Origin of the sequence: Flavobacterium collinsii, assembly GCF_902804485.1 — a bacterium.
Classification (GTDB): Bacteria; Bacteroidota; Bacteroidia; order Flavobacteriales; family Flavobacteriaceae; genus Flavobacterium; species Flavobacterium collinsii.
On sequence record NZ_CADCST010000125.1, the window covers coordinates 1 to 24,764 of the forward strand.

A 24,764-nucleotide genomic window follows, 5' to 3' on the forward strand; every position below is an offset into this window, starting at 1 on the left:
GTATTATAATCTCTAAAATAACAAACTAATTAAGCTCTCATAAATGAGGGCTTTTTTTGTGATAGTAAATACAGCAAAATTTTTTATTAGGAAAATAATTAAACTAAATCTACTTTCGTATTAGATTAAAGTTCTAACCCTATAACATAAATTTAGTTCAATGGTTTTTAGATGTAAAATATTTTTCATTCTTTTCGTGTCCTTTTTTTTAAATTCTTGTAAAAAGAATGAATTCAATCAAAAGAATAAAATAGAAGAAGATAAAAATCAATATACATTGATAAATACTTACGCACATGATATGAATTCTTTTACTGAAGGATTATTTATTGATAACGAAGTTATTTACGAAAGTACGGGATCTCCAGAGAATCTTCCAAGTACAAAATCTGTATTTGGAGTTTTAGATTTAAAATCGGGGGCTATAAATATAAAATCAGAATTAGATCGAAATATTTTTTTCGGAGAAGGGATTACTAAATGCGGTAATAAAATATATCAGTTAACATATAAAAATAAAACGGGGTTTATTTATGATGGTAAAAATTATAAAAAGATAGGTTCATTTCAATTTGAAAATATAGAAGGTTGGGGTTTAACCAATATTGGAAACGAATCATTAATAATGAGTGATGGTACAAATGTTTTGACTTTTATGGATCCAAAGAATTTAAAGGTAATAAGGCGTTTGGAAATTTTTGAGAATAAATTGCCCATTTCTAATTTAAATGAATTAGAATACGTTAAGGGTTTTGTTTATGCAAATATTTATACGACAAATAAGATTGTTAAAATTGATGCTAAAACAGGAAATATAGTTCAAACACTAGATTTGACAACACTTTATCAAGAAGCAAAAAATAGATTTTCAGGATCTTTGGAAATGAATGGAATAGCATATAATGATAAAAAAAATACATTTTTCATTACAGGTAAATTGTGGCCATGTATTTTTGAAATTCAATTTATAAAGTGATTTTACATTTATTTTAGTAGTAATTATTGTTTTAAAACCAACGTTCTTATGTAGAGTTTTTTTGCAAGAAGGGGATTTACTGTATAGAAAAAAATTACAGACCCTTATAAGTATAAATACAACGGAAAGGAACTGCAGGACGAGCTAGGGCTTAACTTCTACGCTTACGGACATAGATTTTATGATCCAGCAATAGGAAGATGGACAACGATGGATCGATTGTTAAATGATCTTGATTTTAAATTTGATCCTAACGATATTGATCAAGACGATGAAGATGAAGTTGCTTTAGCAATGAAGACAACTTTAGGGAATGGTGGAGGAATATTTAATGCAGATAATCTAAATCCATATTCTTATGGTTATAATGATCCTGTTAGATTTGAATATCCAGATGGAAGATGTCCAATATGTGTTTTTGTTATAGCGGCATTAGTTTTTTCTGAGTTTGCGAATGCTCCAACAGGGAATGCGAAAGTTGATACGAGAAATTATAATTCCTCTAAGTCTAATAAGACACTTGTATCAAGTGCTGTTTTGGCAGGTGGAACTAGAACCATCGCTAAAGGTCTTTTAAGTAAATCCTCTGAGGATAAAGTCAAAACGGTTGTTATTGATGCTGACAAACATCCGGAATCTGCTAAACATCTTGGAGATGCGATAAAAGAAGGTAAAAATAACGTTGGAAAAGTTGATAGAGAGGGAGCATCAGCAAGGAGAGATGCAAATCTAAAAGGGAAAAAAACTGAAAAAGGGAAGGACAGAGACGAAGCTCCACCTGCAGTTATTAATACAGGTGAAAAAGCGAGTGTTAGAACGATAAGTTCTTCAGATAATCGAGGTGCAGGTGCGTCAATTGGTCATCAATTAAAAGATGTGCCAAATGGTACAACTGTTAGAATAATTCCCATTAATCTCCCAAAAAAATAATTGAATGGAAAATGCATTAAAAGATCATAAAACCAAAACGTTTAATTATGAAGAAAATAATTTAGATTTTTTTATACCAGATGATAGATATAAAGATTTTATAAAAAATGGTAATGCTGGATTTTACTATAGTGATTCTCTGCACTTTTATGGAGGCAGTAATGAATTTTCTTTTCATTCCCTAAAATCTATGAACGAATTAATTGAAAATTTGTATGGAGATATTTGTAAAGATTTGAGATTTATTGGTGAGGATGTCTTTGGAAATCAATTTTGTTATAACATTAATAATTATTTTTTCATGTTTAATATAGAATCAGGTGAGCTAACAGAATTATCATTTGGCTTTGATGACTTTATAAAAAAATTAAAGGAAGATTCTGACTATTTGACAGGAGAAAGTATGTTGACTGTAAATATTGAAAATATATCTAATCTTTCATCTGGATATAGATATTGTCCAAAGTTGCCATTTATTTTAGGGGGTGAGTATTCTTCTGAAAATCTAGTTTTAAAAACATACATCGAAAATCTTGAATTTTCTTCATCTATCTATCATCAGGTAAAAGATTTACCAGATGGAAGTGATTTTGAAATTAAAATTTTCTGATGGTAAAAGAATCAAATATGTTAAAACACACGCGTATCTAATTTTATTTAAAAATTAATATGATAAAAAATAAAGATTTATCCAACATAGAATTAATTAACAAAGGTTATTTATGGGTTAATATACCTTCAATTATAATGATAATTACAATTTGGTTTTGTTTGACTGCATATTTAGAAATAAATGGCAAAATCAGTGCAATTATTGGTGGGGCTGCAGGTTGGATTTATTGGGAGTTTGCAATAAAGAAATGGATAAGATGGGCATTAAGTAAAAATGTTGATGCTGATAGGTTATTTAAAGTTGGAAAAATGTCTTTGCTTCTATGGGATAGACGAAAGATAGATTCAATATTGAATAAAAAGCTTTAGTTTTTTTGAGCTTATTTTAATAGATAATAGAAATGTTACCAGTTAAATACTTTGTTTACATAATGTAAATCAAGTATAGAAGAACTTAATATTGAAAGCAATTTAAATTTTAATGCAAATAAAAAGATGAATCTAGAAGAGTTTAAAAATAGGTTAGACAAAAATGGACTGGGAAGATATTTTGAAAAGTTAGACCCTTTTTTGAGAAATACAATTAGACTTTATCATAAAGAAGCTGATGAGAGTAGTATAAGTATTGGACAAACCAAAATAGGCGGTAGACCAGATTTACCGCCAGAAATTAGCTGGCAGACAGAAACAAGTACTGTCGAAATAGAAAGAAAATTTCTTTTTTTCAATAATAGAAAGGAAGATACAATTACAAAACCACTTTCATTTGTTGCACAAATTAATCTTTCTGAAGTTTCTCCTTATGATAAAGAAGAACTATTGCCGAAGGAAGGACTATTGTATTTTTTTTATTCTGCAGAACAAGATGTATGGGGTTTTGACTATAAGGATAAGGATAAATTTAAGGTTATTTATTGGAATGGGGATTTTAAAGAACTTAGAAGAAGTGATTTTCCAAATGAACTACCAGATTATTCACGATTTAAGGCTAGTTTGGTAGAAATAAAATCTGAAATTAGCTTGCCATCAAATGAGCATGAAGTTTACGAAGAATTATTAGAAGGAGAAGATGACACGTTTTGGGAAAAGGTTTATAATTATGGAAATATAAACAAATTTTTAGGATATTCTGACAACATTCAAGGAGAAATGGAATTAGAGTGTGAACTTGTAACAAATGGTCTTTATTGTGGAGATCCATCAGGATATAATGACCCCAGAGCAGAAGCACTTGAAAAAAACGCAAAAGAATGGTTGTTGCTTCTGCAAATTGACAGTAATGAAAAAAACGAAATGATGTGGGGTGATTGTGGACGACTTTATTTTTGGATAAAGAAGGAAGATTTATCAGATAGAAAATTTAAGAATTCTTGGTTTAGTTTACAGTGCGGTTAGCATAAACTAAAGAGACAGAATTAAAATTAAATAAAAAGAGACATGTTTTTTTTGAGATTAAATTTGAAACAAGGAGAATTAATATACTTAATGAATGAAAAGGGCGAAGATTTTACCGGAATATATGAAGGTGAATACAATTCATCAAATGAAACGTTTAGATTTGGTAGTGTTTCAAAGTTAGTGATATAAGTTTTTTATTTATAACATATTGAAATAGAGTGAATATTAACTATGAATAATTTAAAGAGGCTGTTCTTATTTTTGGACAGCCTCTTTTTGTTTAAATATTGTCTTAAAAGAACTAAAATGAGTAAAAATGCTACCTCGTTTTCTAGAGTTAGTGATGGTATAAATTACCCGGTCCGCGAAGAGTTTTCATAAAAAGCTGGTGAATGTCTCTGACTTCACACCGACACTGATAATGGATGGCTAAAGACTATTGGTTTAGTAAAAATTACCTTTGCAACCACTAAATCAATTGCCTATATGTACAGCGCCACAGAGCAAAAACTGGAGAAATTTGTAAAGGATAAAGATGGTCTTGTAACTCGTACCAATTATCTGGGAGGGTTTCAGTACAGTATCATTCCGAATCCATGTTTTAAGTCCAATGATGGCGGACTTTCAAAAATCTCTTAGAAAAAGATGCAACTATAGGTGCACTAAGGAAATGATCTAACCTAAACTCGACAATGCTTGATTTTACTGGAATTCTATTTTTTTAAATACACATGTGCCATGATTCTGCCATGAAACTTAGATTGGGTAAAAAAATGACAAAATTCGCCTTAGCTGTTCGTTGCACTTTTGGAGGCAACACCAAAGAAAGTCGTTAACATCTTTTTTATGCTTTTTCACAAAACTGCCTTAGATTTTTGTAGAAAAATTGGAGGCAACTCCAGTCTTGTTTATTACCGTAGTAATAATGATTATAATGAATACTTTAAGTAATTATATTTTAAATTTCACTTCGATGAGATTTTTTATGCTTACAATTTCTAAATCAACTCTTTTCGTATTTTTTTATAAATTTTTTCTTTTATATCTCGCAGACGGCCCTAATGATTGCGGAAAATGGTTTGTGTGAATAAAAAAAATAGCGTAAAAAACCGTTCGGATCTTTTCTTCAGAAACACAAAATAACGTGAAAACATAAAAAGCGTCTACATCTGGCCAATCAAAAACAACGGAAAAACTAAAATTTGCATATCTCTATACAGGTTAAAAAAATGAGGTAGTTAGTATATTTATATAATTGATTAAATGAGTCTGTTTTTGTCAAATGATGTAAATAATTAATTTTTTGACACCTTAAACGGTAGTATTCTTAAAAATCAGTATGCTAATTTGCAGTATTTTACATATTTATTATAACTAAAATTAAAAATACTAAAGAAAATGTTTACAAAAACCTAAATTTAGTTGTTTATTTGCACCTGATTTTAAAATTTGGCGCCAAATTTAACTTCATTCATTTTATTAATCTGCTGTATTTTGTTAACCGTAAAATTAAATTTTACAGCTAAGTCGAAAATTCTATCTCGACGTGAAAAAAGATAGATTAAATTAATTAAAATTTTGAAAATGAAAAGAATTTATTTTATAGCTATGTTATGCATGGCTTTAGTTTCTTGCAATAACGAAGAACAATTAAGCGCTGAATCAAATTCACTAGCTGAAAAAGAATTAAATGTGATGGGTTTTTCTTCTGAAGAAAAGATGGAAGAAAAAATAAACGAAATTGTTGCAATTAAGTCTGAAAACCAAAGAAAAGTATTGGCCGATTTCAATAGACAAGAAGCTTTAAAAGGATATAATGTAAGTAATAAGAGTACTAACGATTCAGATATTAAAGAACAAAACGAAGCGATTTATAGCAGTTTAAAAGTTTATCATAATTTAGTTCTTTCAAGCATTTATGAGTTAAGAAAACAATTAAAATTTACTAGTATTCAAAGTATTGCTGATGAGATAAACTCTTTAAATGCAGTTGACCCTGAGAAAGCTGTTTATTTAACTAAGACTTATAGAAATTTACTTATAAAGGATCCTAAAATTGGTGTAGTTAGTACTATTTTTGATGGTAGAACATCAAATGTGTTAAATGCAGATGGTATTGTCTTAATTAATGGTAAGAAAATGGATTATGATGAGTATTTTTCTGTTCCCGGTGAAAAAAATAACACTAGGAGATATGTTCGTGATGAAGCTGTAGCTGGATCAGTAGCTGTAATAAGTAGAGATTATAAGGCTTTTTACTCTGCTGGAAGAGAAATTCATAGAAACGACTTTGGAGTTAAGTTTTTTAGATATTTTACAGAATTAAAGACGTTTTCTGGATATTCTCCTATGCCTGAAAGTTTTGTTGAATGTCCGAGTACTTTTACTGTTGACCCAAGTTCTGTTGCTGGTTTTGCATTAAGTAATACTGTTGCTATTGGAGACTATTCTTTTACTTATCCATATATATCAGGTTCAGGTGTTTCTGTTAGATACTCAGGAGGAAAAATAAATAATGCTTATGTGCCAGTTGGAGGTAAATTAAAAGCAACTTTCACTACGACTATTGGTGGTGTAAATAGAGAAATGAGCTGTGATTTGGAATATAAAGAACAATAATTAAAAAATCTGCTTCGTAAATTATTTTGCGAAGCAGATTTTTTTAACGCATTTTAGTAAACTTATTACAAAGAATTAAAAAATGGTAAAAAGAATATTTTTTTTTATTTTTCTATTTTGCATCGGGTTGTTCGATACTTATGGACAAGCTGATGTAATGAGATCAAAAGACACTATAAAAACTACTGAAATTGATCCGCTTAGACCTGCTAAAGCTGCTTTTTATTCCGCTATTTTACCTGGATTAGGTCAAGCTTATAATAAAAAATATTGGAAAATTCCTTTAGTTTATGGGGCAATTGGTACAAGTGTTTATTTCTACATTGATAATCAAAAGAAGTACAACACTTATAGAGATGAATATAAAAATAGATTAGAAGGAAAGATAAACAAGGATGATTATTTAAGAAATTTAAATGACAATCAGTTAATTGCAGCTCAAAAGCAATTTCAAAGAAATAGGGATTTATCTGCATTCTTTATTGTTGGATTTTATGTTTTAAATATTGTTGATGCTAATATTGACGCGGCTATTTCACAGTTTAATGTGAGTGAATCGTTGTCATTCAAACCTATTATAGAAAATCAATCAAGTATTTCCAATCAAAAATTTTCTATAGCTTGTATTTACGTTTTTTAAAATACCAATAAGTTACGTGTTTATAGACTCTGATTTAAAACAAACAAGATTGTTTTACTTGATTTGGTAAAACTTTCATGTTTCTTTACTTTTTTAATGATTTTCTCCTGTTTGAAAAAAGTTGTCAGCATATGAAAAGCGGCAACAAAAAGAGCAACTAAAAAATAAAAAGTCTGTAAACATCGTAGTAATAGCTGTAGTATTGGCTCCACGAAGTATTAACAGTCTTTTGTTTTTACTGGTCAAATCTAGAATAGAGGAACTCGCAGGAGAGCTTGTCTCTATTCTTAATTTTGTACATTTGATGCTATAGTTAGTAAGAGTAATGCTGCGTATAGTATGGTTTTCATAAAGTTGTAAATTAAAAATTTAGAATGTGGATTAAACTTGATATTTATCTTTATTTTTTTTAGGATACATGTAGTTTGTTTTTGATGTTAAAAGATCTAAATTTTGATACCCGATATTACATTTATTTGTTTTTATTTTCAAACATAAAGTAGTATCTGTGGCTTAAACGAATTATTTAGTAGTGTTCTATGTAAGTTTCGTATTTTATGGATTTAGTTTAAGGCAATAAGAACTGTTTGTCTTCAATATCAACTAAATTATACCCTCTATGTTTCTCTTAGAGAATAAAGAAGTTCTAGTTAAAATATTTAGAAAGTTGTAAAATAAAGAATGAAAAACTAAAATGAAACAACGCCATCATTAGCCATGTTTGATTTTGCGGTTAGTAAATTTAAATTGTCTTGTTCCTGGGAAGTATCATAAACTTTTAGATATAGTTGCTACAGAAAGATATTTTCTCACTTATAACAGAAAATCTCTAACTTATAGCACTAAATTATTCATTTAAAGCATTTTTTTTATTTGTATTACAATCAGATATTAGTTTTACTTCAAAAACAAAGTTTAGCATAAAAAAGTAGTTCAATCTAAGATATTTATTATAATTTAGAAAAAATAGATTGTTCATATTCAGTAAATAATGTGAGGCAACACCGGAAAACTTGAAATAGTGGCTAATAAAATATTTATGACTTTTTATTAAATTGAATTTGATTATACAAGGGAGTACCCCTAAGGTATCTAAAAACTTATAATTTCTAATATTGAAGATTTAGGGTATGGTGAGAAAAATATTGAGCAAGTTAGTCCTGTTAAAGTTAACATTGAGGGGTCAACAAAGGTTACGATATTATGAGCAATTAATGGTGATTTGCCTATAAAGAGTTTTTGTGCTACTTATACAGTAGCATCATGAGACTACATAATTGCTAAGTTTAGGCCTTTAAAATGATAAAATAATTGACTAATAGAACTCTTCTTAAAAAACAAATTAGAAAATAAAGAAGCTGAATTATACATCGAAAATTAAGATTATATATAGTATTAAATTAGTATTTTTTTGTAGTTATTAATTTAAATTTTGTATTTAATTGGTTGTAAAACTGTGCTTATGGAAGAGATTAAAGGTCAAAATATATTCAATTTGGTAAAATAATTCCCAAATGATGATTCTTGTAAAGCTTATTTTGAGTAAAATAAAATTGAGTAAAATAAAATTGAGTAAAATAAAATTGAGTAATAGTTTTAAATTTAGTAAATGTGGCTTTGAAAAAGGTTGTGAAAGATTAGGCTTGATGTATCAATGTTACAGTTGTAATCATGTTGAAATTACCATAGTAAACACTTTGTTTCATAAGGTGAAATTTGGTTTGCAAAAAGCCATTTTAATTGTTTTTGAAATGACAACCAGTGGTAAAATTTTATCTAGTGTTCAAGTAGGAAAACGCTACGGAATTAGTCAAACAAGAGCTTGTTTTTTTATGCGGAAAGTTCGTGTTGCTATGAAAAGTCGCTAGAAATATCCCTTGTTAGAAATAGTATATGTTAATGAATTTGTAGTTGGAGAACAAGAAGACGGTAAGCAAGGAAGAAGCTACGATACTAAAAAGATCAAAGTAGTGATATCAGTTAAATTAACTGATGAAAAACAAAATAAAACGAGTTTACATTAAAGTAATTGAGGATTATTCTGCTAAATCATTGACCTCGATTTTTGAGGAGCAAATTAGTACAATTGCTAAAATATTTACTGACAAATGGAGAGGTTATAGTCCACTAAAAAAGAGTTATAATATTGAACAAAACAAATTGGAAAAGAAATGAAATTTAAAGAGATACACATTGGACCCTTAAATAAAATCTAGGTAAAAACCGCTCCAACTCATGAAAGTAAAAAACACATTCAATTTTATTTTGATGAATTTACCTTTATAATTAATAGATCAATTTTCTATCGAAAATCATTCGAACAGAGGAAAAATTATCATCACAAACTAATTACACCCACGGGTTGGTTTTTTATATTTATTTTAAAAATAAACAATATGTTATCAGAGTATAAATTGTCTTTTAGACGAAAAGTTAAATTTAATTTCCTTAAATATTTCCTTAAGGGAAAAAACGTAGAATGTTCTATCTGCGAGCAAAAATATATGACTTTTCTTCCCTTCGGATTAAAACATAAAAGACCCAATGCACTTTGCCTGAATTGTTTTTCTCTGGAACGCCACAGACTTATCTGGCTGTTTTTTAAAAATAAAACGACACTCTTAAATTCTAAAACCAGAATCAAGCTGTTTCATGTTGCGCCTGAATCGGCTTTTTTTGAGCATTTCAGAAAAAATAAAATGATTGATTATTATCCGGTTGATCTTTTTGAAGAAGGGTATTCTTATCCAAAAGGAACTATAAACATGGATATTACAGCTATTAAATTTGAAAATGAATCTTTTGATGTTGTAATCTGCAATCACGTTTTAGAACATATTCCGGATGATAAAAAAGCGGTAAGCGAATTGCACCGAATTCTTAAAAAAGACGGCTGGGCCATAATTCTTGTTCCTATTGAAAGAGATTTGGAACATACTTTTGAGGATTCGTCTATTACGGAACCAAAGAAAAGGGAAGAGGCATACGGACAAAGTGATCACGTAAGACAATACGGAATGGATTATGCCTCAAGACTTGAGGAATCTGGTTTTAAGGTTACGGTGAATAAGTTTAATGAGACTTTTTCGAGAGACGAGAAGTTTAGATATGGACTTCCAAAAGACACTGATATTTACTATTGCACAAAATAGCAGCCAGATAAAAATCTTGTGAAATTCGAACTGAAAACCCGGAATATTCGAAAAGATTAAAGAAATTCACTAAACCAATGTAATCAACAGATAAATGGCTTAAATCCGGCACTTCTTTCAGCTGCAGTATCGAATTTCCTTTTGCTTTAATGTAAGCTTCTTTTATTGTCCAGTATTTATAAAAAAGATCAGAAGCTTCGGCGGCTGTTTTAGAATTGATATGACTGGCTTCAGATTCTAAAAAGAAGCTTTTTGTAATGCTGTAGATTTGTTTGCTTTTGGCAGATGCGTTTTCGATATCTACTCCAACCTCATCATCCAATCTGATTATGCAGGCAAAATATCCATCGGAATGAGACAGATTGAAGTGGATGTTTTTTTTATTTTGGTGAACAGCCAGATATGGTTTGCCGTTATTTCCGTATTCAAATTCTATTTTGTCAGCAGGAATCTCTGTATAAACAGAAAGTACAGAACGAAGCAAAATACGCGAAAGAGCAAAATAATGCCGCTGTTTGTCCAACTTAAATTTCTGAACTCTGTCTTTCTCGTCAAGGCTCAGGCAATCTTCAAAAGTATGATGGGTTTCTTCTAATTTTCCTATCCATAAATGCAGTTCTTCATCGGTATTAAAAGTGCTGTTTTTTGATGCATAGATATAATTCTGCAGGTTTACCGAATCTTTAAGATTGGCAGGAATTTTATATAAGCTTATATTTCTTAATGCAGAAAAAGACATCAGAAAGTTTTTATTACTGTTTCGGCAGCAAATATATGGTTTAATAAAGTTCTGGTATTTTCGGCACCATTCATATCAATATCAATAGTTTTAGGGCGAAAATTAAAAGTCTTTTTTATTTCTGCAGCAAGAATTTCAGGCGAAGCATTCCCAACAGAAAGTGTTCTTGCCAATGATCGTTTTTCTAATTGTTCTGCCCGGATTACCTGTTCGCTGTTGTGGTCGTTTTCGTAAGGTATAAGCAATGCAGGAATCCCATTGCATAAAAGTTCTATTGCTGTATTATAGCCGCATTGGCTTATTGAAACTTCTGCGGCAGCGATTTCTTCGTTTAGATTGCTTACTTGTTTTATAAGTGTTAAACCCGGAATAGAAGCTGTAGAATCCTGAAGCGATTTAAATTCTTCGTCATTAAATAAAGGCCCAGCAATTATTTTTAGCTGTTTTTTATCTCCAAAACCAAAATCTTTATAAGCACTAATTAAGTTGTAGAGCAATTGATTGTTTGTTCCGCCGCCGCCAAAAGAGGCCAATACACCATTGCGGACTTTTTGTGCTGTTTTGATTTTTTGCATAGAAGTTACAAATCCGGTATAATGAACAGGAACATCAATTTTTCCTATATAATCAATCGTATCTTCCAGTTTGCAGATTTGAGCGTCGGCATGCAGAAATATTCCGTCATAATGATTGTTCAGAATAGAAAAAGCAAAATCTCTAAAAAGTTTCTTTTTGGCTGTAGAAGGTTCTACAATATCTCTAAAACTACAAAAAACAAGTGTTTTTTTATCTCCGCTTTTTGCTAATTTAAGTATTGGCATAATCTCGCCTACAAACTGCATACGCCCAAAAGGGAAAAGTTCTGTAATGATAATATCGGGTAAAGTATCGTTGTAAATTTGTTTTATAATTCGGGTACGTTCGGCCATTATATTGCCTATATCATTGTTTCCATCTGCATCGATAAGAGTAGTGTCTTCGGTTAAACGTACGGCAGGCAGCTGATGAAATGAAATCCCGGAAGGAATTTGAATACCTTCTGGATATTTACCGCCTGAGATAAATGAAATATCATAATCTTCTCGTAATGATTCTATTATGGCTATTGACCGCACTAAATGTCCAATACCTACAGAATGATGGCAGTACATTAATAAGGAAGGTTTATGTTTCATCTCGTTTAATTTAATTTTAGTTCTTGTCTGCCGGTAACTTTTAGAAACAAATCATAAAACGCTTTTGCTTCAAATGCAGGAGATTGTATTGTAAGCCTTGCATTTTTTCCTGTTTCGTCAGTGTTATTGGTAAGTCTTTCTGCAATGGCAATTTTCCATTCCTCAGTCGTTGTACAGATAAAACCATTTTCGTTATGGGTAATAACATCTTTTATTCCGCCAGCATCAGAAGCCAGTACAACACGCTCACACGCCATTGCTTCGAGCACCACATTTGGCATTCCGTCATACAAAGAAGGATGCAGAATAATATCGCACAACGAATAAGCAGCTCTCAATGTATTGACATCGCTGATGTAAGGAATAGGAATAATCCAGTCGGGAATTGTATTTTTTACATCGTCTCTAATTTCTCCTACCATAATGGTTTGAGCCGATTTTAGGGAACTTTCTAATTCCTGAAATAAATTCAGGCCGCGGGAATTTTTAAATTCTCCAAATATTCCCACGACAGGACGATTGTCAAGTTTCCATTCTTGTTTTAATAAATGAGCCGCTTCAATATCCGGAAAAAATATGTTTGTGTTGACACTGTTGGCTATAAAATGAGAATCACGGTTGTACCAGGTTTTTACTTTTTGTTTCATTTCATTGGATACGCAGGTTACAGCATCGGCAAACTGCATGACAAATGAAAGTTTAGGCGAATTAAGTACTGAGAAAAAATCACGGTTAATGTCATTTCCTCTCAGGCAGGCTACAACTTTGGTTTCGCAGAATCGGGCAGCGGCAACGGCGCAGTAAGCGGCCGAACTTCCGTAATATCCCACAACAAGATCCGGCTTAAATGCTTTTATTTGGGCGATTACTTTTTCGGTAATTTCCATCATTTGTGTTCCCGTAAAAATATCTGTTGTATTTAAAAGACTGTTTTTAGATTCGCTTAATCCTGTCGAATACACCACAACTTCATTGCCTAGCAAAGACATTTCGATCGTTATACGATTAACAGATGCTGCTAGTCCGCCTTTGCGTTCTGTACTTGGAACTACGTATAATATTTTCATTTGTTTGTTGTTTTAAATTTAAAAAACATCAAGGTTGAATTTCTTTTCTTCTCCAATCGTCGAATATTTATAATGACCCGGATATATGGTAAAATGATCTGGCAGCGCATATAATTTCTGTTTAATCCCGCTTATAAGATGACTGAAATATCCGTCGTAACTATCTCCAATTTTTCGGCTCATTAAAGTATCTCCGGTAAAAACCCCTTCGTTAAATTTCAGGCAGATACTTCCCGGAGTATGTCCCGGAATATGCAAAATGGTAAACTCTGTATCACCAAGATAAAAGGTGTCTCCGTCTTCACAAAAAACATCCGGCACCGGCATTGGCGATACCGCATAACCATAAGATGCAGCTTCCTGCACAAAATCTTCGGCTACCGGAAGATCGTCTTGGTGCATGTATATTTTTGCATTGGTCAATTCTTTTACTCTGCCTAAATCGTAGGCATGATCAAAATGCGGATGCGTTATAAATATAGCTTCAATTTTTATATCCTGTTTCATAAGGTTTTCGACCTGAGAAGCAGAGCCAAATCCGGGATCAATAATGATTGCCGACTTTGAATTGTTGTTTATTACTAAGTAAGTATTTTCAAAGAAAATCCCTGAAACATAGCGGTGTATTTCTAATTGCATATGCTGTTTATATTATGCCTACAAAAGGGTTATATGTTTCGTTTTGTTTTTTCGTTTTAGGATTTCTCCACGGTCCTTCACCCGCTATTAGTTCTACCATTTCTGATTGGTAATTATTGATTTCATTGATAAAAAAGTCGGTTCCTTTTTTAGCCGATATTTGTTTTATTCCTTGCATGTTCAGCAAATTAATCGCCTGAGATGAAGCCATTCCAACTTCGCTCCAAGGGCCCCAGTTAATACTCATAACCTGCAGCTCCGGCCATTTGTTACGCAAATACCAAGCAAAACGGTTTAATACCTCATTGGCTGCGGCATAATCTGTTTGTCCCTGATTTCCAAAACGTCCGGATACAGAACTAAAGAATACCATAAGTTTAAGCGTTTCAAAATTCAGGTATTTGTTTAAAATAAAAGCGCTGTCGGCTTTTGTATCAAATACATTATCAAATGAAGCCGCAGTTTTATTGATGATCGATCTGTCGTCGATTATTCCTGCGCCATGAAGAACGGCATCGACACGGCCGTAATTTTTGTAAACGTTTTTTATAAGCGAACCAAATTCGTCTTCGTTTCTCACATCTGCCGATTTGTAAATTACCTCAGCACCTTTTGCTTTAAAGTCGGCAAAATCATTTTCAGGTTTTTCAGATCGCCCAACCAGAATAAATTTCATTCCCGGCAAGGCAATCGATTTACAGATTTCGGCCGTAATTCCTTTGGCTCCACCTGTTGCAATTACCACCCAGTCTTTGTCTATTTTCAGATCAGGGAATTTTGTAGTCTGCTGTTTAATTTTGGTTTCAATTGCTTTGTATACAATGCGTTCGCCTTCAGGATAACCAATTTCGGCATTGTCTTGCTGATTGCTTAGTTCTCGTAATATTCGGCTTGTTATTTCATTTACAGAAAGTGAAGAATCAAAATCTATCGTACAGGCCACAACCTCATCCCATTCTTTTTTAAGAGCATTTAAAAGACCGATGTTACCACCGCCCGGAGGAAGTCCCGGGCCAATTCTTTCGTTTCTTCCGTAAGAACCTCCAAACATAGATCCGGCAAGAATCGACTGTACAGGGAAAGTATCTTTTACTTCCAGATGTTTGGTAATGGTAATAATCGTCTGGAATAAACTTTTAGATTGTATTTGGGTAAGAACACGCCAATCTGTAATTGATTCCGGCATTAAGGATTTTGCTATTGCCGAAAGATGAATGATATTAATAGCATCTTCAGATGTAGAAATAGACTCTATAACTGCTTTTTCGATTTTTGATGGAGAACTTAATATTTCATAATCGAAAACAACTGGCTTTCCGCCTAATTCTGTTATTCTTTCTGCCAGATTAGGAGCAATTCCAAACTCATCAGCCATAATTAGATATAAGCCGTTTAAACGAGTTTGTTCAATTTGAAAAGGAAGTTCACGATGTTCTGCTTTCATTAAAAATCTCGGACAGTCAGATTCTACAGATACTTCATACGGAAGTTCTTTTTTATCGATATTTACGTGATTTGTAATTGTCGCTTCTTCTTCAATGTTTACAGAAAAGATAATATCAAGAAGCATATCGATTGTTTTGGTACGCATAAGTTTAGGCATATCGGCGTGAAGCTGTTCGCTCCATTGCTGCGGAAGTGCTTTTAGAACATTATCGAGCATTACAACTCGTTTGATAGAATCGATTCCTAATTCACTTTCCAGATCAAGCTGTGGCTCAAAAACTTCTTTTGGATAACCAGTTCGCTCTACCAGAAAATCTACAATTATGTTAGTAAGGAAAAAACGGTCGATTTTTTCAGAGCTTGCAGTTACTTCTTCTTTTACAACTTCATTAGTTACAATAGGATTGTTTTCTAAAACAGGCTGAATTTCCGGTTTATATTCGTTTTGTATTGCTGGAACAGGATTGTTCGGTAATCCTGCCGGAGAGGAAGCTGTATTATTTCCAAGAAATTGTGCCAGTATTCTTTCCTGTGCAGCCAGAAAATCGCGCATAGTAGCCTGATAAGCTTCAAATCCGGTTACAAGACCATTATCTGAAAAAGCATTCTGATTGCCATTAGAATTCTGATTGCTATTGCCATTGAAATTGTTATTTCTATTCTGGCTTATCTCATTTCTTTGTTCCAGATTTATGGGCGCAATTTTTCCAATACTTATTTTATCTTCGGTAACAGATCGAACTCCTGATCCGGCTAAATAATAAGCCGTTGTAGGAATTGGTTTGCTTTTTAGCTTTTTGAATGCTTCCTGAATATTTTCTTTTGATGACGTTCTGTTTTCAAATAATGTAGAAAGGTTAATATCAAAACCTAGAGAATATAATTTACCAATAACGCTTAACAACCCTTTTAATCCATCGGTCTGACTATCGGCAGATAAAGCTAAATGTTCTTTTCCTTCCAGAATCTGATTAATAAGCCCTTTCATCACATTTTTTGGACCAACTTCGATAAAAGTACGGGTTCCGTTCTCATAAATATTGAGAATTTGCTGTGAAAAGTGAACCGGACTTAATAAGTGTTTTTTAAGAACATCTTTTATATCTGTATCATTTTCCGGATAAGGCTCTGCTGATGTATTTGAAAATACAGGGAACGAAGCCGGATTAGTTTTTATATTCTGAATAGTTTCATTAAAAGGAATTTGCACTGCGTTGTATAATGGCGAATGAAACGGTCCGCTTACTTCCAGCGGAATAGCTTTGATTCCGTTTTGACTAAATTGTTTCAGCATGTCTTCAACTGCTGTTCTTCTGCCTGAAATAATAGTTTGTTTTGGCGCATTGTAATTGGCAATTACAACTTCATCCTGTAATAAGGTTTTTACTATTTTGGGAGTTTCAAAAACTACAGCCATTGTTCCGTCTTCACTGGTAACATTTGCCATTAATCCTCCTCTGGTTTCAGCCAGTTCAAAAAAAGTAGTTTTGTTGATTATTCCTGCTGCATACAAAGCAGTAAGTTCACCAAAACTATGTCCGGCTACAGAATCCGGAATAAGCTCAATGTCTTTAAAAATGGAAAGAAAACCAGCAGAAACGGCACCAATTGCTATTTGTGCATGATGTGTATGTGTTAGGTTTTTTCGCTGCGCATCTTCGTTTTCCTGTGTATAAGCGGCGGCTGGATATATTATTTTATCTAAGAAATTATTTGTTCTTTCACCAAATAAGCTTCCTGCATCTTCGATTGCTTTTCGCATTTGCGGAAAATACAGCGCAATTTCTCTTGCCATATTTAAGTATTGCGAACCTTGTCCGGGAAAGACAAAGGAAACCGAACCAGCAGATGCCGAAAGTTCAAGATTTATACTTGCAGGTAAAACAGTTGTATCTCCATTAATTTTTTTGATAGCTGTTTCAATACTGTTTTTTAAGTCTGGCAAATCTCTGGCAACTATGCTTAAACGAACCGGAGCATTTTTATTTTTTTTAGCTTCTAAAGCAAAAGCCGGGGCGATTTGCAATAAATTCTGAACGCTAATATCGTGTAATGATTTTAGTATATTTTCAAGATCAGATTGCAGCTGACCTGAAGTTTGGGCATTAAAAAGAAACAACTCGTAAGGCCATTTTGCTGCTCCTTCGGCTTGTTTGTAACTGCTGTTTTGGTATTCTTCTAGAACAACGTGAGAATTCGTTCCGCCAAATCCAAAGGCACTTACTCCAAGTCTGCGTAATGTATCTTTTGGTGTAAACCAAGGTCTTCCATCATTTAGTAAAAAGGCTGGTGAAGTTGGTTTTAAGGCACTTATAGGATTAGTTTTGATAGGATGGGGCGGAAGTGTTTTATGATAAAGCGACATGGAACCTTTTACAACTCCCAAAATTCCTGCACAGGTTTTAGTGTGCCCTAAAATTGATTTTAACGAACCAAGTGCGCAACTATTTTCTGCTGCTCCCGATTTGTTTAAAATGGCTGTAATAGTATCGAGTTCTACCTGATCGCCAACTGTTGTACCCGTTGCGTGAGCTTCATAAAAACCTAATGTCGATGGAGAAATATTGGCTTTGCTGTAGGCACGGGCAAAAGCTTCTTCCTGCCCTTCAGAACGCGGAGCGGTAAGCCCAAGAGCTTTTCCGTCGCTGGAACTTCCTGTGCCTTTTATAACGCTGTAAATTCTGTCACCGTCTTTTTGGGCATCTTCCAGTCTTTTTAAAACCACTACAGAAACACCTTCGCTTAATACAATACCATTTGCCGAAGCATCAAAAGGCATTGATTCTCCGGTAGGCGATAAGGCATGTGTTTTACTAAATGCCATATAAGAATAAGTAGATTGTGCTATGTCTACACCTCCGGCAATTGCCATATTGCTGTCGCCAAATTCGAGTTCTTTTACCGCAAGATCAAGTGCTGCAAGAGAAGAAGCACAGGCAGCATCTATAGAGAAATTGGCACCCCCTAAATTAAAGCGATTTGCCACTCTTCCGGCAAGTACGTTGGTTAAAATACCTGGAAAACTTTCTTCGTTCCATTCCGGAAGCCTTTCTAAATCGGTATCGCTCAGATTTTCGATATATTGAGGAAGCGATGACCTAAATTCATACAAACCTTTTAGTTTGCTGCTTCCGTCACTGCCAATAATTACAGAAGTATGTTTATTATCGAAACCACTTTCTCCAAAACCACAATCGTCGATGGCTTTTTGTACAGCTTCAAGTAAAAGCAGCTGCCCCGGACTTATATATTTTAGAGACTGAGGCGGTATGCCAAAACGCAAAGGATCAAAGAGTACTTCATCAATAAAAGCGCCCCATTTTGATACCATTTTGTCTTTTGCTTTTATATTGGCATCGTAATACATTCGCCAGTCCATTACATCATCAGGGATTTCTTTGATCTGGCTGATTTTGTTCAATATGTTTTCCCAGAATATATCGTGTTCCTGTGCACCGGGAACTAATACAGACATTCCGATAATAGCGATATCCGAAGGCTGTTTTTGAGGTTGTATTGCTTTTTCCATTTTCTTAAAGATATTATCGAGCAAAATGGCACTTTCATTAATGACTTTATTATGGAGTTCTTTTATGGTAATTATTTCAGCGTTTATTTCGGCGGCTTTGCCAATCATGTACAAACCTTCCTGAGTCTGCATTTTTTCAGTCGCTGTGGTAAGTTCGCCAGTTTCATTTAAGGTCATTCCTTTTGAAGCAATTCGAAGTCTGCCCAATAATGATTTCTCTAAAATCTGGCTTAATTCTTCGGGTTTGGTATTGTTTTTTAAACCGTTTGCTTTGATCTCGTTAAATTCGTCTACATAAGGAGTGTGAACGCAGCGTATGACGTGTCCGGGACCAGTTTCTATAATTTGTGTATCGATACAGTTTAGTGCTTTTTGCTGGAAGTTGCTAACAACAGCTCCGGTAGTTTGAGCTTCTTCTGTCAAGATGTAAGCCGTTCCCATTAAGACTCCAATGTTGATTCCTTTTGCAGCAAGCTTACCGCTCATGGCGCTTACCATTGCGGCAGATAAGGCATCGTGAATTCCTCCTGCGAATAATAAATTTACGTTTGAGATATTCTCGGCTGGTTCGTCGAGTAAGGTTGTTATGGCGCTTTCCCATAAAGCAAAACTGCTTAAAGGTCCAATATGTCCGCCGCATTCTCTTCCTTCCAGAACAAAACGCTTCGCGCCTCTGCGGTTGAATATTTGCAGCAATTTTGGTACAGGTGCATGTATGTAGGTTTTAATGCCGAGATTTTCATAAGGCAGTGTTTGTTCGTAGCTTCCGCCAGCGATCAATACAAAGGAAGGTTTATGCGCAGCAATTACTTTAAACTGCTCTTCCATAAGATTATGGTCTATAAAACCCAAAACTCCGGCTCCCCACGGTTTTTCGCCTAAAAGATTTTTAGTTTCGTTTAAAAGAGTTTCAACCTGCTGGCCTTTCATCATGGCTATGGCTGCAAGTGGTAAAGCTCCATTTGAGGCGACGGCTTCGATAAAATGAGAAACATCACTAACTCTTGTCATTGGGCCTTGTACAATAGGATAGGCTGTTCTGTGATCAATTGCTAAGGCTGAGTCTTTTTGTAAAGGTTGTAAATGATACGCATTGGTTAAGCATTCTAAACTTTGTGAAAGCAGTTCGCGAATGAATAGTCCGGTTTTTTTATATTTTTTTTGATAGAACCCTGCCAGTCCTATAGCTTGTCCTACGGGCCAAAGACTATTTTCCGGCTGACCCCATTTTATGATTTCGTCTGATACTTCTTCTGTTTGTGATTTTACGTTTTGCAGCTGTTTAAAAGAAGGATGTGCCGCAACTCGTATGTTTTTGCCCGAAAGGTTTACAATGGCAGTTTGTTCGGCTGTTATGTTTTTTAATATTTCTTTTTGCTCGTATGTTAATGGAGATTCCTGCATTAAAAAAAGCTGATCGTCGAGAACAATTCCGGCTGCTCCGGCAGCACGACAGGCTGCTGCGGTATAAATACCAATTCCGCCTTGTACATATAATGGTTTTACCGCTTTTTTTACAACTTTTTGACTTAGTATAAAAGCAGAATCGCTTCCTGTAACACCGCCGCTTTCATTTCCTTTTGCAACTATTGCATCAAAATGTTTTTCGTACTGCATGAATGTATCTAAAGAGGCTCCGTCCAATACTTCTGCCCATAAAGTAGTAGTAGTCCATGTGTTGATTGTTTTAGAATCATCGGCTGTATGGAATAAACCAGATACTAATACAATATGCGGCAATTCATTTAAATGGCTTTTTAGTATTTCGTATACTGCGAATTGATCTGCAGTAAAACGAAACCCAAATAAAGTATCTTTTCCTGCATATTTTAAAAACTGAGTAAGGTTGCTTACAGCCTGTGCCATTGCATCTTTTGGACAAAATTCCATATCCATGATGGCAATGCCGTTATTTCGTATTGCAGCAATAGAAATTTCTATATTAGATAAATATAGTGGCGTTATCGTTGTTACTTTAAAATTATTCATATACAGGTAATTTTTTATGATTCATAATTTTATCATGAATAGTAAGCCATGCTGATTTTTCTGTTTCGGGCGAAAGTTCTGCGGCTAATTGTAATGCACCAGCCGAAAGCTTTTCTGAAAGAACATCATCTTTAAGAATTGCTTCTATACTTTGGGCAATAGCTTTTGTATCGCCTACGGGAACTACAAGTGCATGAATTCCATTTGTAATATAATCTTCTATTCCGCTAAAGGCCGTTGTCACTATCGGAACTCCTAAAGATGTGGCTTCTAATAAACTGTTCGGAAATCCCTCGGTTGCAGACGTCATTACAAACACGTTTAAATCCGGAAGTATTTCTAAAACTCTCGCAGGAGTTACAAATCCGGTTAGTTCAACATTTTCTTTAATCTCTAATTGATCGATAATAGAATGGTATTCTGTTTTATCATTCTGATCCGGAAAATCTCCTATAAGCAATAGCTTTTTCTCTTTATTGTTTTTAATGTTCCCAAAAGCATGCAATAAATCTGAAACTCTTTTTGCGGACCTGAAACTTCCTGAGTTTCCTATTAATCCTTTTTTACAGGTTGAAATCTGCCATTGTTTTCCATTATTTACCGGAATGGAGTTTTTTATCAAAGTAACTTTTCCCTGATAACCATTTTGAGTTAAAATATCAGATAAATGGCGATTGACAGTTGTAAGTCCTGTAATTTTTTTAAGTACCAATTTACAGATTCTCTGCATGTTTGGAGCTGACCAAATGTAAGCGTCGCTTCCGCGAATACTGGCCAGTAACGGACTTCCGGATTGTTCGACTGCATGTAAACATGGATAAGCGAGTGAGAAAAAATAGGCATGAAACAGATCAAATTGGTGCTGTGTATTTAAGTGAATTAAAAAGCGGCTCAATTCCTGACCATTGCTGTTGAGCAAAGTACTTTTTATAGGAACCCAATGTACAACGACGTCATTTTGTATGGTTTCTGTAATAGTGTTTTGCTGAAGGCTGCTTTCTACGGGAACTACAACGTGTATTGTATATCCTGCCTGAGACAAAAAGATCACAACACGATGCGCAGATTTTGCCAGTCCGCCAACTTGCGGAAGGAAATTACCTGTTACAAAACATATTTTTTTAGTTACAGCACACATTCGGATTTATTGTTAGGGTTGTTTAATTTATTCGGAATTAAAAAGCTGATATCGGCACCGTCAATGCAGGTTACCCAGGTTTCATCCGGCAGTTTATGCGCGTCTATATGATGCATTGCGGCCGAATTCCATCCTTTTCTACTGGCTTTTAATATTGGGCTTTCTGTAATTTCGTGGTCTTTATAAGTAGTTGTATATAAAATGTCAATTTCAAAAGCGCGGACTTTATTGCCATAAATAGGAGCGCCATCTTGTGCAAAGCGAATCCAGCGTCCGTTATAAAATAAAGGTCTTCCGGCTGGTCTGGTATTAATAAGGCTTTTTGGAATTAACGGGCATTGCGGGTGAAGTTCCCATTTTCCATCAAGTGCATCCGCAAAAAATAATTGAAGTTCATCTGTTCCTTTTAGGGCAAACATCCACCATTTGTCATTATGGTAAAAAACAGAAGGATCGGCATAATCGCCTTTAATAAGGGTTTTGGTAAATTTCCATTGATGCGGAAATTCTACCGCTTCATACAATCGTACACCACCGCCCTGACGGCTTTCGGGAATCATATAAATTTTGTCTTCGTATTGTATTACAGACGGATAGGAGAGATGATAATCTTCTCTTAAAACAATTTTATCGTACGTCCAGTTGATGAGATCTTCGCTATGGGCTAAACCTATTTCTCCAAGATTGTTTGAGGTGTTCATGACTTCAAAAAACATATACCATTTGTTTTCCTGTTTGATCATGAACGGATCGGCAACAAAAGAAGCCGGAACATCGGTTACACTGTTTCCGGTTAAAACCTGTTGAAATACATTGCCCGGCTCAGACACCTTAATTGGGTCTTTGCAGAAGCATATGGCGATTGACCAATTATATCGTACAAATTTAGTGCTGCCCATACTCTTTGATTTAATATATTTCTAATGATTTATGTCTTACAAATCCAATGTTTTGAAACATTACACAGTGATAATCTAACTGCACTCTTGGGTATTCTGTTTGAAAAAGCTGTTTAAAAATTCCCTGATCTGATTTTTCAGCTTGTTTTACGGGTTGAAGTTTAACGGCTTCTCCAAAAAAGTGACGGCAGTATTCTGTTCTGCCAATAAAAGCACCGCTGTTTAAGTAACGATAAGCCGAGTTTTTGCCTTCGGCACATTTGTCTTCAAATTTTTTAAATTCAGCCAGATTCGGCCAGTTTAAAAGATCGGCAGAAAAGACAAGATCACAGTTGAAATTTTCCAAAAACTGATCGATTATAAGCTGTGGATTATCTATTAAAATAGCATCTCTGGAATCAACGCCCATGATGTATTCTGTTTTAATGTGCTGCAAAGCTTCATTGGTAAGCATAGGTTTATGAATGCTGTTTACCCAATTTTCGATTCCGTCTCCAAGAATTACACAATCTAGACCAAGATGCGCAATACTTTTCTCGAATACGCCCATTGCTTCATGTCCGTTATTCCAGGTAATGATGGTCAGGTTTGCCGGAACATCAATCTTTTTTTGTTCAGAACTAAAAAAATGATCTCTGATAGGCTGCCAATACGGTTTGTGGTTATGTGGTCCTTGTGCATGAACAATAGAAGGTCTGGTATTAAAATCTAGATTTTTCAGCATATTCTTTAGTTTTAAATGGTACTCTGTCTAATAATTCAATATTGTGTTTGTTGAGGTATTCCTTTATAAGAGGATTACACAAAACTGATAATTCTGCTTCACGCTCTTTTACATAAAGAGACTGAGTGGCTAAGTGTTCATCTGCAAAAGCAGGATGGCACATTAATTCTACAATACCTTTGTTTCCTATCTGCCTGAAAGCTCCCAAAACATGAGCGATAAAACTTTGAGGCGTAACATTTATTCCGCACCAGGCTTCGTAACAAATATCTGTTGTCTGAAGCCCTAAATGATTATAGCGCTGTACCATGTTTTTTGACAATGGCCTTACCGGAAGTTCATATTTTTTTGCCAGTTGTGTATAAACCTCAAAAACCGCCGGAAAACGATGTACATTATGATGTGTGTCCAGATAAGCGGGTACGATATCTAGCTGCAGCAACTGCTCAATTTGTTTGTGCCATTCTTTGTACAATTCCTGCTGGTGAATATCTTTTAACTGACTCCAGTTATAAGGAAAAACACCTTCATCTGTCACTAAAGATTTTACGGTATCAGGTTTAGAGAAAGGGGTTCCGTTGGTAATTTGCAAATGCAGACCAATACGTCCTTCTATCAATTGTACTTTTTGTTTTATACTTTCGAGATTTCCGCAGGCAACCATTACAGAGGTACAGCTTACTGCGCCTTCGAGCATCGATTTAAGGATGCCGTCTGTAACACCATCAGAAAACCCAAAATCATCTGCTGTAATGATTAATTGTTTCATCGGTTCTCAAAAATATTTTTAGGCTCGTTTTGCGTTTCGTTGATATTGGTGTCAATAAAGTCAATAATCTGTTTTACAGATATATCGCTTATGTATTCGTCATTTTGAATTACCAGGTTATCGTAAGGAAGATGTTTAGAAACTCTCATGTCAATTGACGAAAGCACGTGCATAATATCAATAGATGTAAGTCCAAGCGAATCGATAAGCAAAGTATTATCTGTAAGTTCGATTTCAGGTAATTCGTAATCGTTTATTAATGCTTCTATTGCTTCATAAACTATTTGTCTGTAATTTTCTGTGTGATTTTCCATGGTTTTGAT

At 34.0% G+C, this 24,764-nt stretch carries 19 protein-coding genes and 2 pseudogenes; 11 read left to right on the top strand and 10 right to left on the bottom strand.

Features of this window, described 5'->3' with window-relative positions:
- Window positions 1–160: 160 nt before the first annotated feature.
- The 11 genes and pseudogenes from FLA105534_RS20170 (at window position 161) to FLA105534_RS20215 (ending at window position 10,327) form a co-directional block, all read left to right on the top strand.
- Window positions 161–976 (top strand): glutaminyl-peptide cyclotransferase, encoded by an 816-nt coding sequence (locus FLA105534_RS20170; protein WP_173967885.1) that lies wholly within the window; start codon window positions 161–163, stop codon window positions 974–976.
- Window positions 977–1,069: 93 nt separating this feature from the next.
- Window positions 1,070–1,186: pseudogene (locus FLA105534_RS23965) on the top strand (RHS repeat-associated core domain-containing protein); the annotation flags it as partial.
- A complete protein-coding gene (locus FLA105534_RS23845) occupies window positions 1,187–1,906 on the top strand; it encodes a NucA/NucB deoxyribonuclease domain-containing protein (protein WP_173967886.1) in 720 nt (239 codons plus the stop codon).
- Window positions 1,907–1,910: 4 nt separating this feature from the next.
- Window positions 1,911–2,516, top strand: coding sequence for an SMI1/KNR4 family protein (locus FLA105534_RS20180; RefSeq protein ID WP_173967887.1), 606 nt, complete (start codon window positions 1,911–1,913; stop codon window positions 2,514–2,516).
- Window positions 2,517–2,575: 59 nt separating this feature from the next.
- Window positions 2,576–2,887, top strand: a complete 312-nt coding sequence (locus FLA105534_RS20185) for a hypothetical protein (protein WP_173967888.1) — start codon at window positions 2,576–2,578, stop codon at window positions 2,885–2,887.
- A gap of 126 nt (window positions 2,888–3,013) precedes the next feature.
- Window positions 3,014–3,913, top strand: a complete 900-nt coding sequence (locus tag FLA105534_RS20190) for a YwqG family protein (protein WP_173967889.1) — start codon at window positions 3,014–3,016, stop codon at window positions 3,911–3,913.
- A 489-nt stretch (window positions 3,914–4,402) separates the two neighbouring features.
- On the top strand, window positions 4,403–4,555 hold the full coding sequence (locus tag FLA105534_RS20195) for a hypothetical protein (protein ID WP_173967890.1): 153 nt from the start codon (window positions 4,403–4,405) through the stop codon (window positions 4,553–4,555).
- A 945-nt stretch (window positions 4,556–5,500) separates the two neighbouring features.
- On the top strand, window positions 5,501–6,535 hold the full coding sequence (locus FLA105534_RS20200; RefSeq protein ID WP_173967891.1) for a hypothetical protein: 1,035 nt from the start codon (window positions 5,501–5,503) through the stop codon (window positions 6,533–6,535).
- A gap of 82 nt (window positions 6,536–6,617) precedes the next feature.
- On the top strand, window positions 6,618–7,175 hold the full coding sequence (locus FLA105534_RS20205) for a DUF5683 domain-containing protein (protein ID WP_394368054.1): 558 nt from the start codon (window positions 6,618–6,620) through the stop codon (window positions 7,173–7,175).
- 1,462 nt (window positions 7,176–8,637) lie between these two features.
- A pseudogene (locus FLA105534_RS20210) lies at window positions 8,638–9,499 on the top strand (IS1595 family transposase); the annotation flags it as partial.
- A gap of 180 nt (window positions 9,500–9,679) precedes the next feature.
- Entirely contained in the window at window positions 9,680–10,327 is a 648-nt protein-coding gene (locus tag FLA105534_RS20215) for a class I SAM-dependent methyltransferase (RefSeq protein WP_246253276.1), read from the top strand.
- Here the strand turns inward: FLA105534_RS20215 and FLA105534_RS20220 are convergent.
- Genes FLA105534_RS20220 through FLA105534_RS20265 form a run of 10 tightly spaced genes read right to left on the bottom strand, consistent with a single transcriptional unit; the run spans window position 10,278 to window position 24,755 of the window.
- Window positions 10,278–11,066: a 4'-phosphopantetheinyl transferase family protein gene (locus FLA105534_RS20220; RefSeq protein ID WP_173967892.1), complete on the bottom strand. Its 789-nt coding sequence runs from the start codon at window positions 11,064–11,066 to the stop codon at window positions 10,278–10,280. The genes FLA105534_RS20215 and FLA105534_RS20220 overlap by 50 nt on opposite strands.
- Complete coding sequence (locus FLA105534_RS20225; protein ID WP_173967893.1) at window positions 11,066–12,241, bottom strand: glycosyltransferase family protein; 1,176 nt, start codon at window positions 12,239–12,241, stop codon at window positions 11,066–11,068. Before FLA105534_RS20225 ends, FLA105534_RS20220 begins: the two co-directional genes overlap by 1 nt.
- A 5-nt stretch (window positions 12,242–12,246) precedes the next feature.
- Window positions 12,247–13,308 carry a glycosyltransferase family 4 protein gene (locus tag FLA105534_RS20230; protein WP_173967894.1) on the bottom strand — a complete coding sequence of 354 codons (1,062 nt, stop codon included), beginning with the start codon at window positions 13,306–13,308 and terminating at the stop codon, window positions 12,247–12,249.
- Between the two features lie 18 nt (window positions 13,309–13,326).
- Window positions 13,327–13,947 (bottom strand): MBL fold metallo-hydrolase, encoded by a 621-nt coding sequence (locus FLA105534_RS20235; RefSeq protein WP_173967895.1) that lies wholly within the window; start codon window positions 13,945–13,947, stop codon window positions 13,327–13,329.
- Between the two features lie 7 nt (window positions 13,948–13,954).
- Window positions 13,955–20,911, bottom strand: a complete 6,957-nt coding sequence (locus FLA105534_RS20240; RefSeq protein WP_173967896.1) for a type I polyketide synthase — start codon at window positions 20,909–20,911, stop codon at window positions 13,955–13,957.
- Window positions 20,904–22,049: a glycosyltransferase family 4 protein gene (locus tag FLA105534_RS20245; protein ID WP_173967897.1), complete on the bottom strand. Its 1,146-nt coding sequence runs from the start codon at window positions 22,047–22,049 to the stop codon at window positions 20,904–20,906. Before FLA105534_RS20245 ends, FLA105534_RS20240 begins: the two co-directional genes overlap by 8 nt.
- Entirely contained in the window at window positions 22,037–22,948 is a 912-nt protein-coding gene (locus tag FLA105534_RS20250; protein ID WP_173967898.1) for a glucosamine inositolphosphorylceramide transferase family protein, read from the bottom strand. The genes FLA105534_RS20245 and FLA105534_RS20250 overlap by 13 nt, the downstream gene beginning before the upstream one ends.
- Before the next feature lie 10 nt (window positions 22,949–22,958).
- Window positions 22,959–23,672 (bottom strand): glycosyltransferase domain-containing protein, encoded by a 714-nt coding sequence (locus FLA105534_RS20255; RefSeq protein ID WP_173967899.1) that lies wholly within the window; start codon window positions 23,670–23,672, stop codon window positions 22,959–22,961.
- Entirely contained in the window at window positions 23,650–24,441 is a 792-nt protein-coding gene (locus FLA105534_RS20260; protein WP_173967900.1) for a ChbG/HpnK family deacetylase, read from the bottom strand. Before FLA105534_RS20260 ends, FLA105534_RS20255 begins: the two co-directional genes overlap by 23 nt.
- Window positions 24,438–24,755, bottom strand: coding sequence for a hypothetical protein (locus tag FLA105534_RS20265; protein WP_173967901.1), 318 nt, complete (start codon window positions 24,753–24,755; stop codon window positions 24,438–24,440). Before FLA105534_RS20265 ends, FLA105534_RS20260 begins: the two co-directional genes overlap by 4 nt.
- Between the last annotated feature and the right edge of the window lie 9 nt (window positions 24,756–24,764).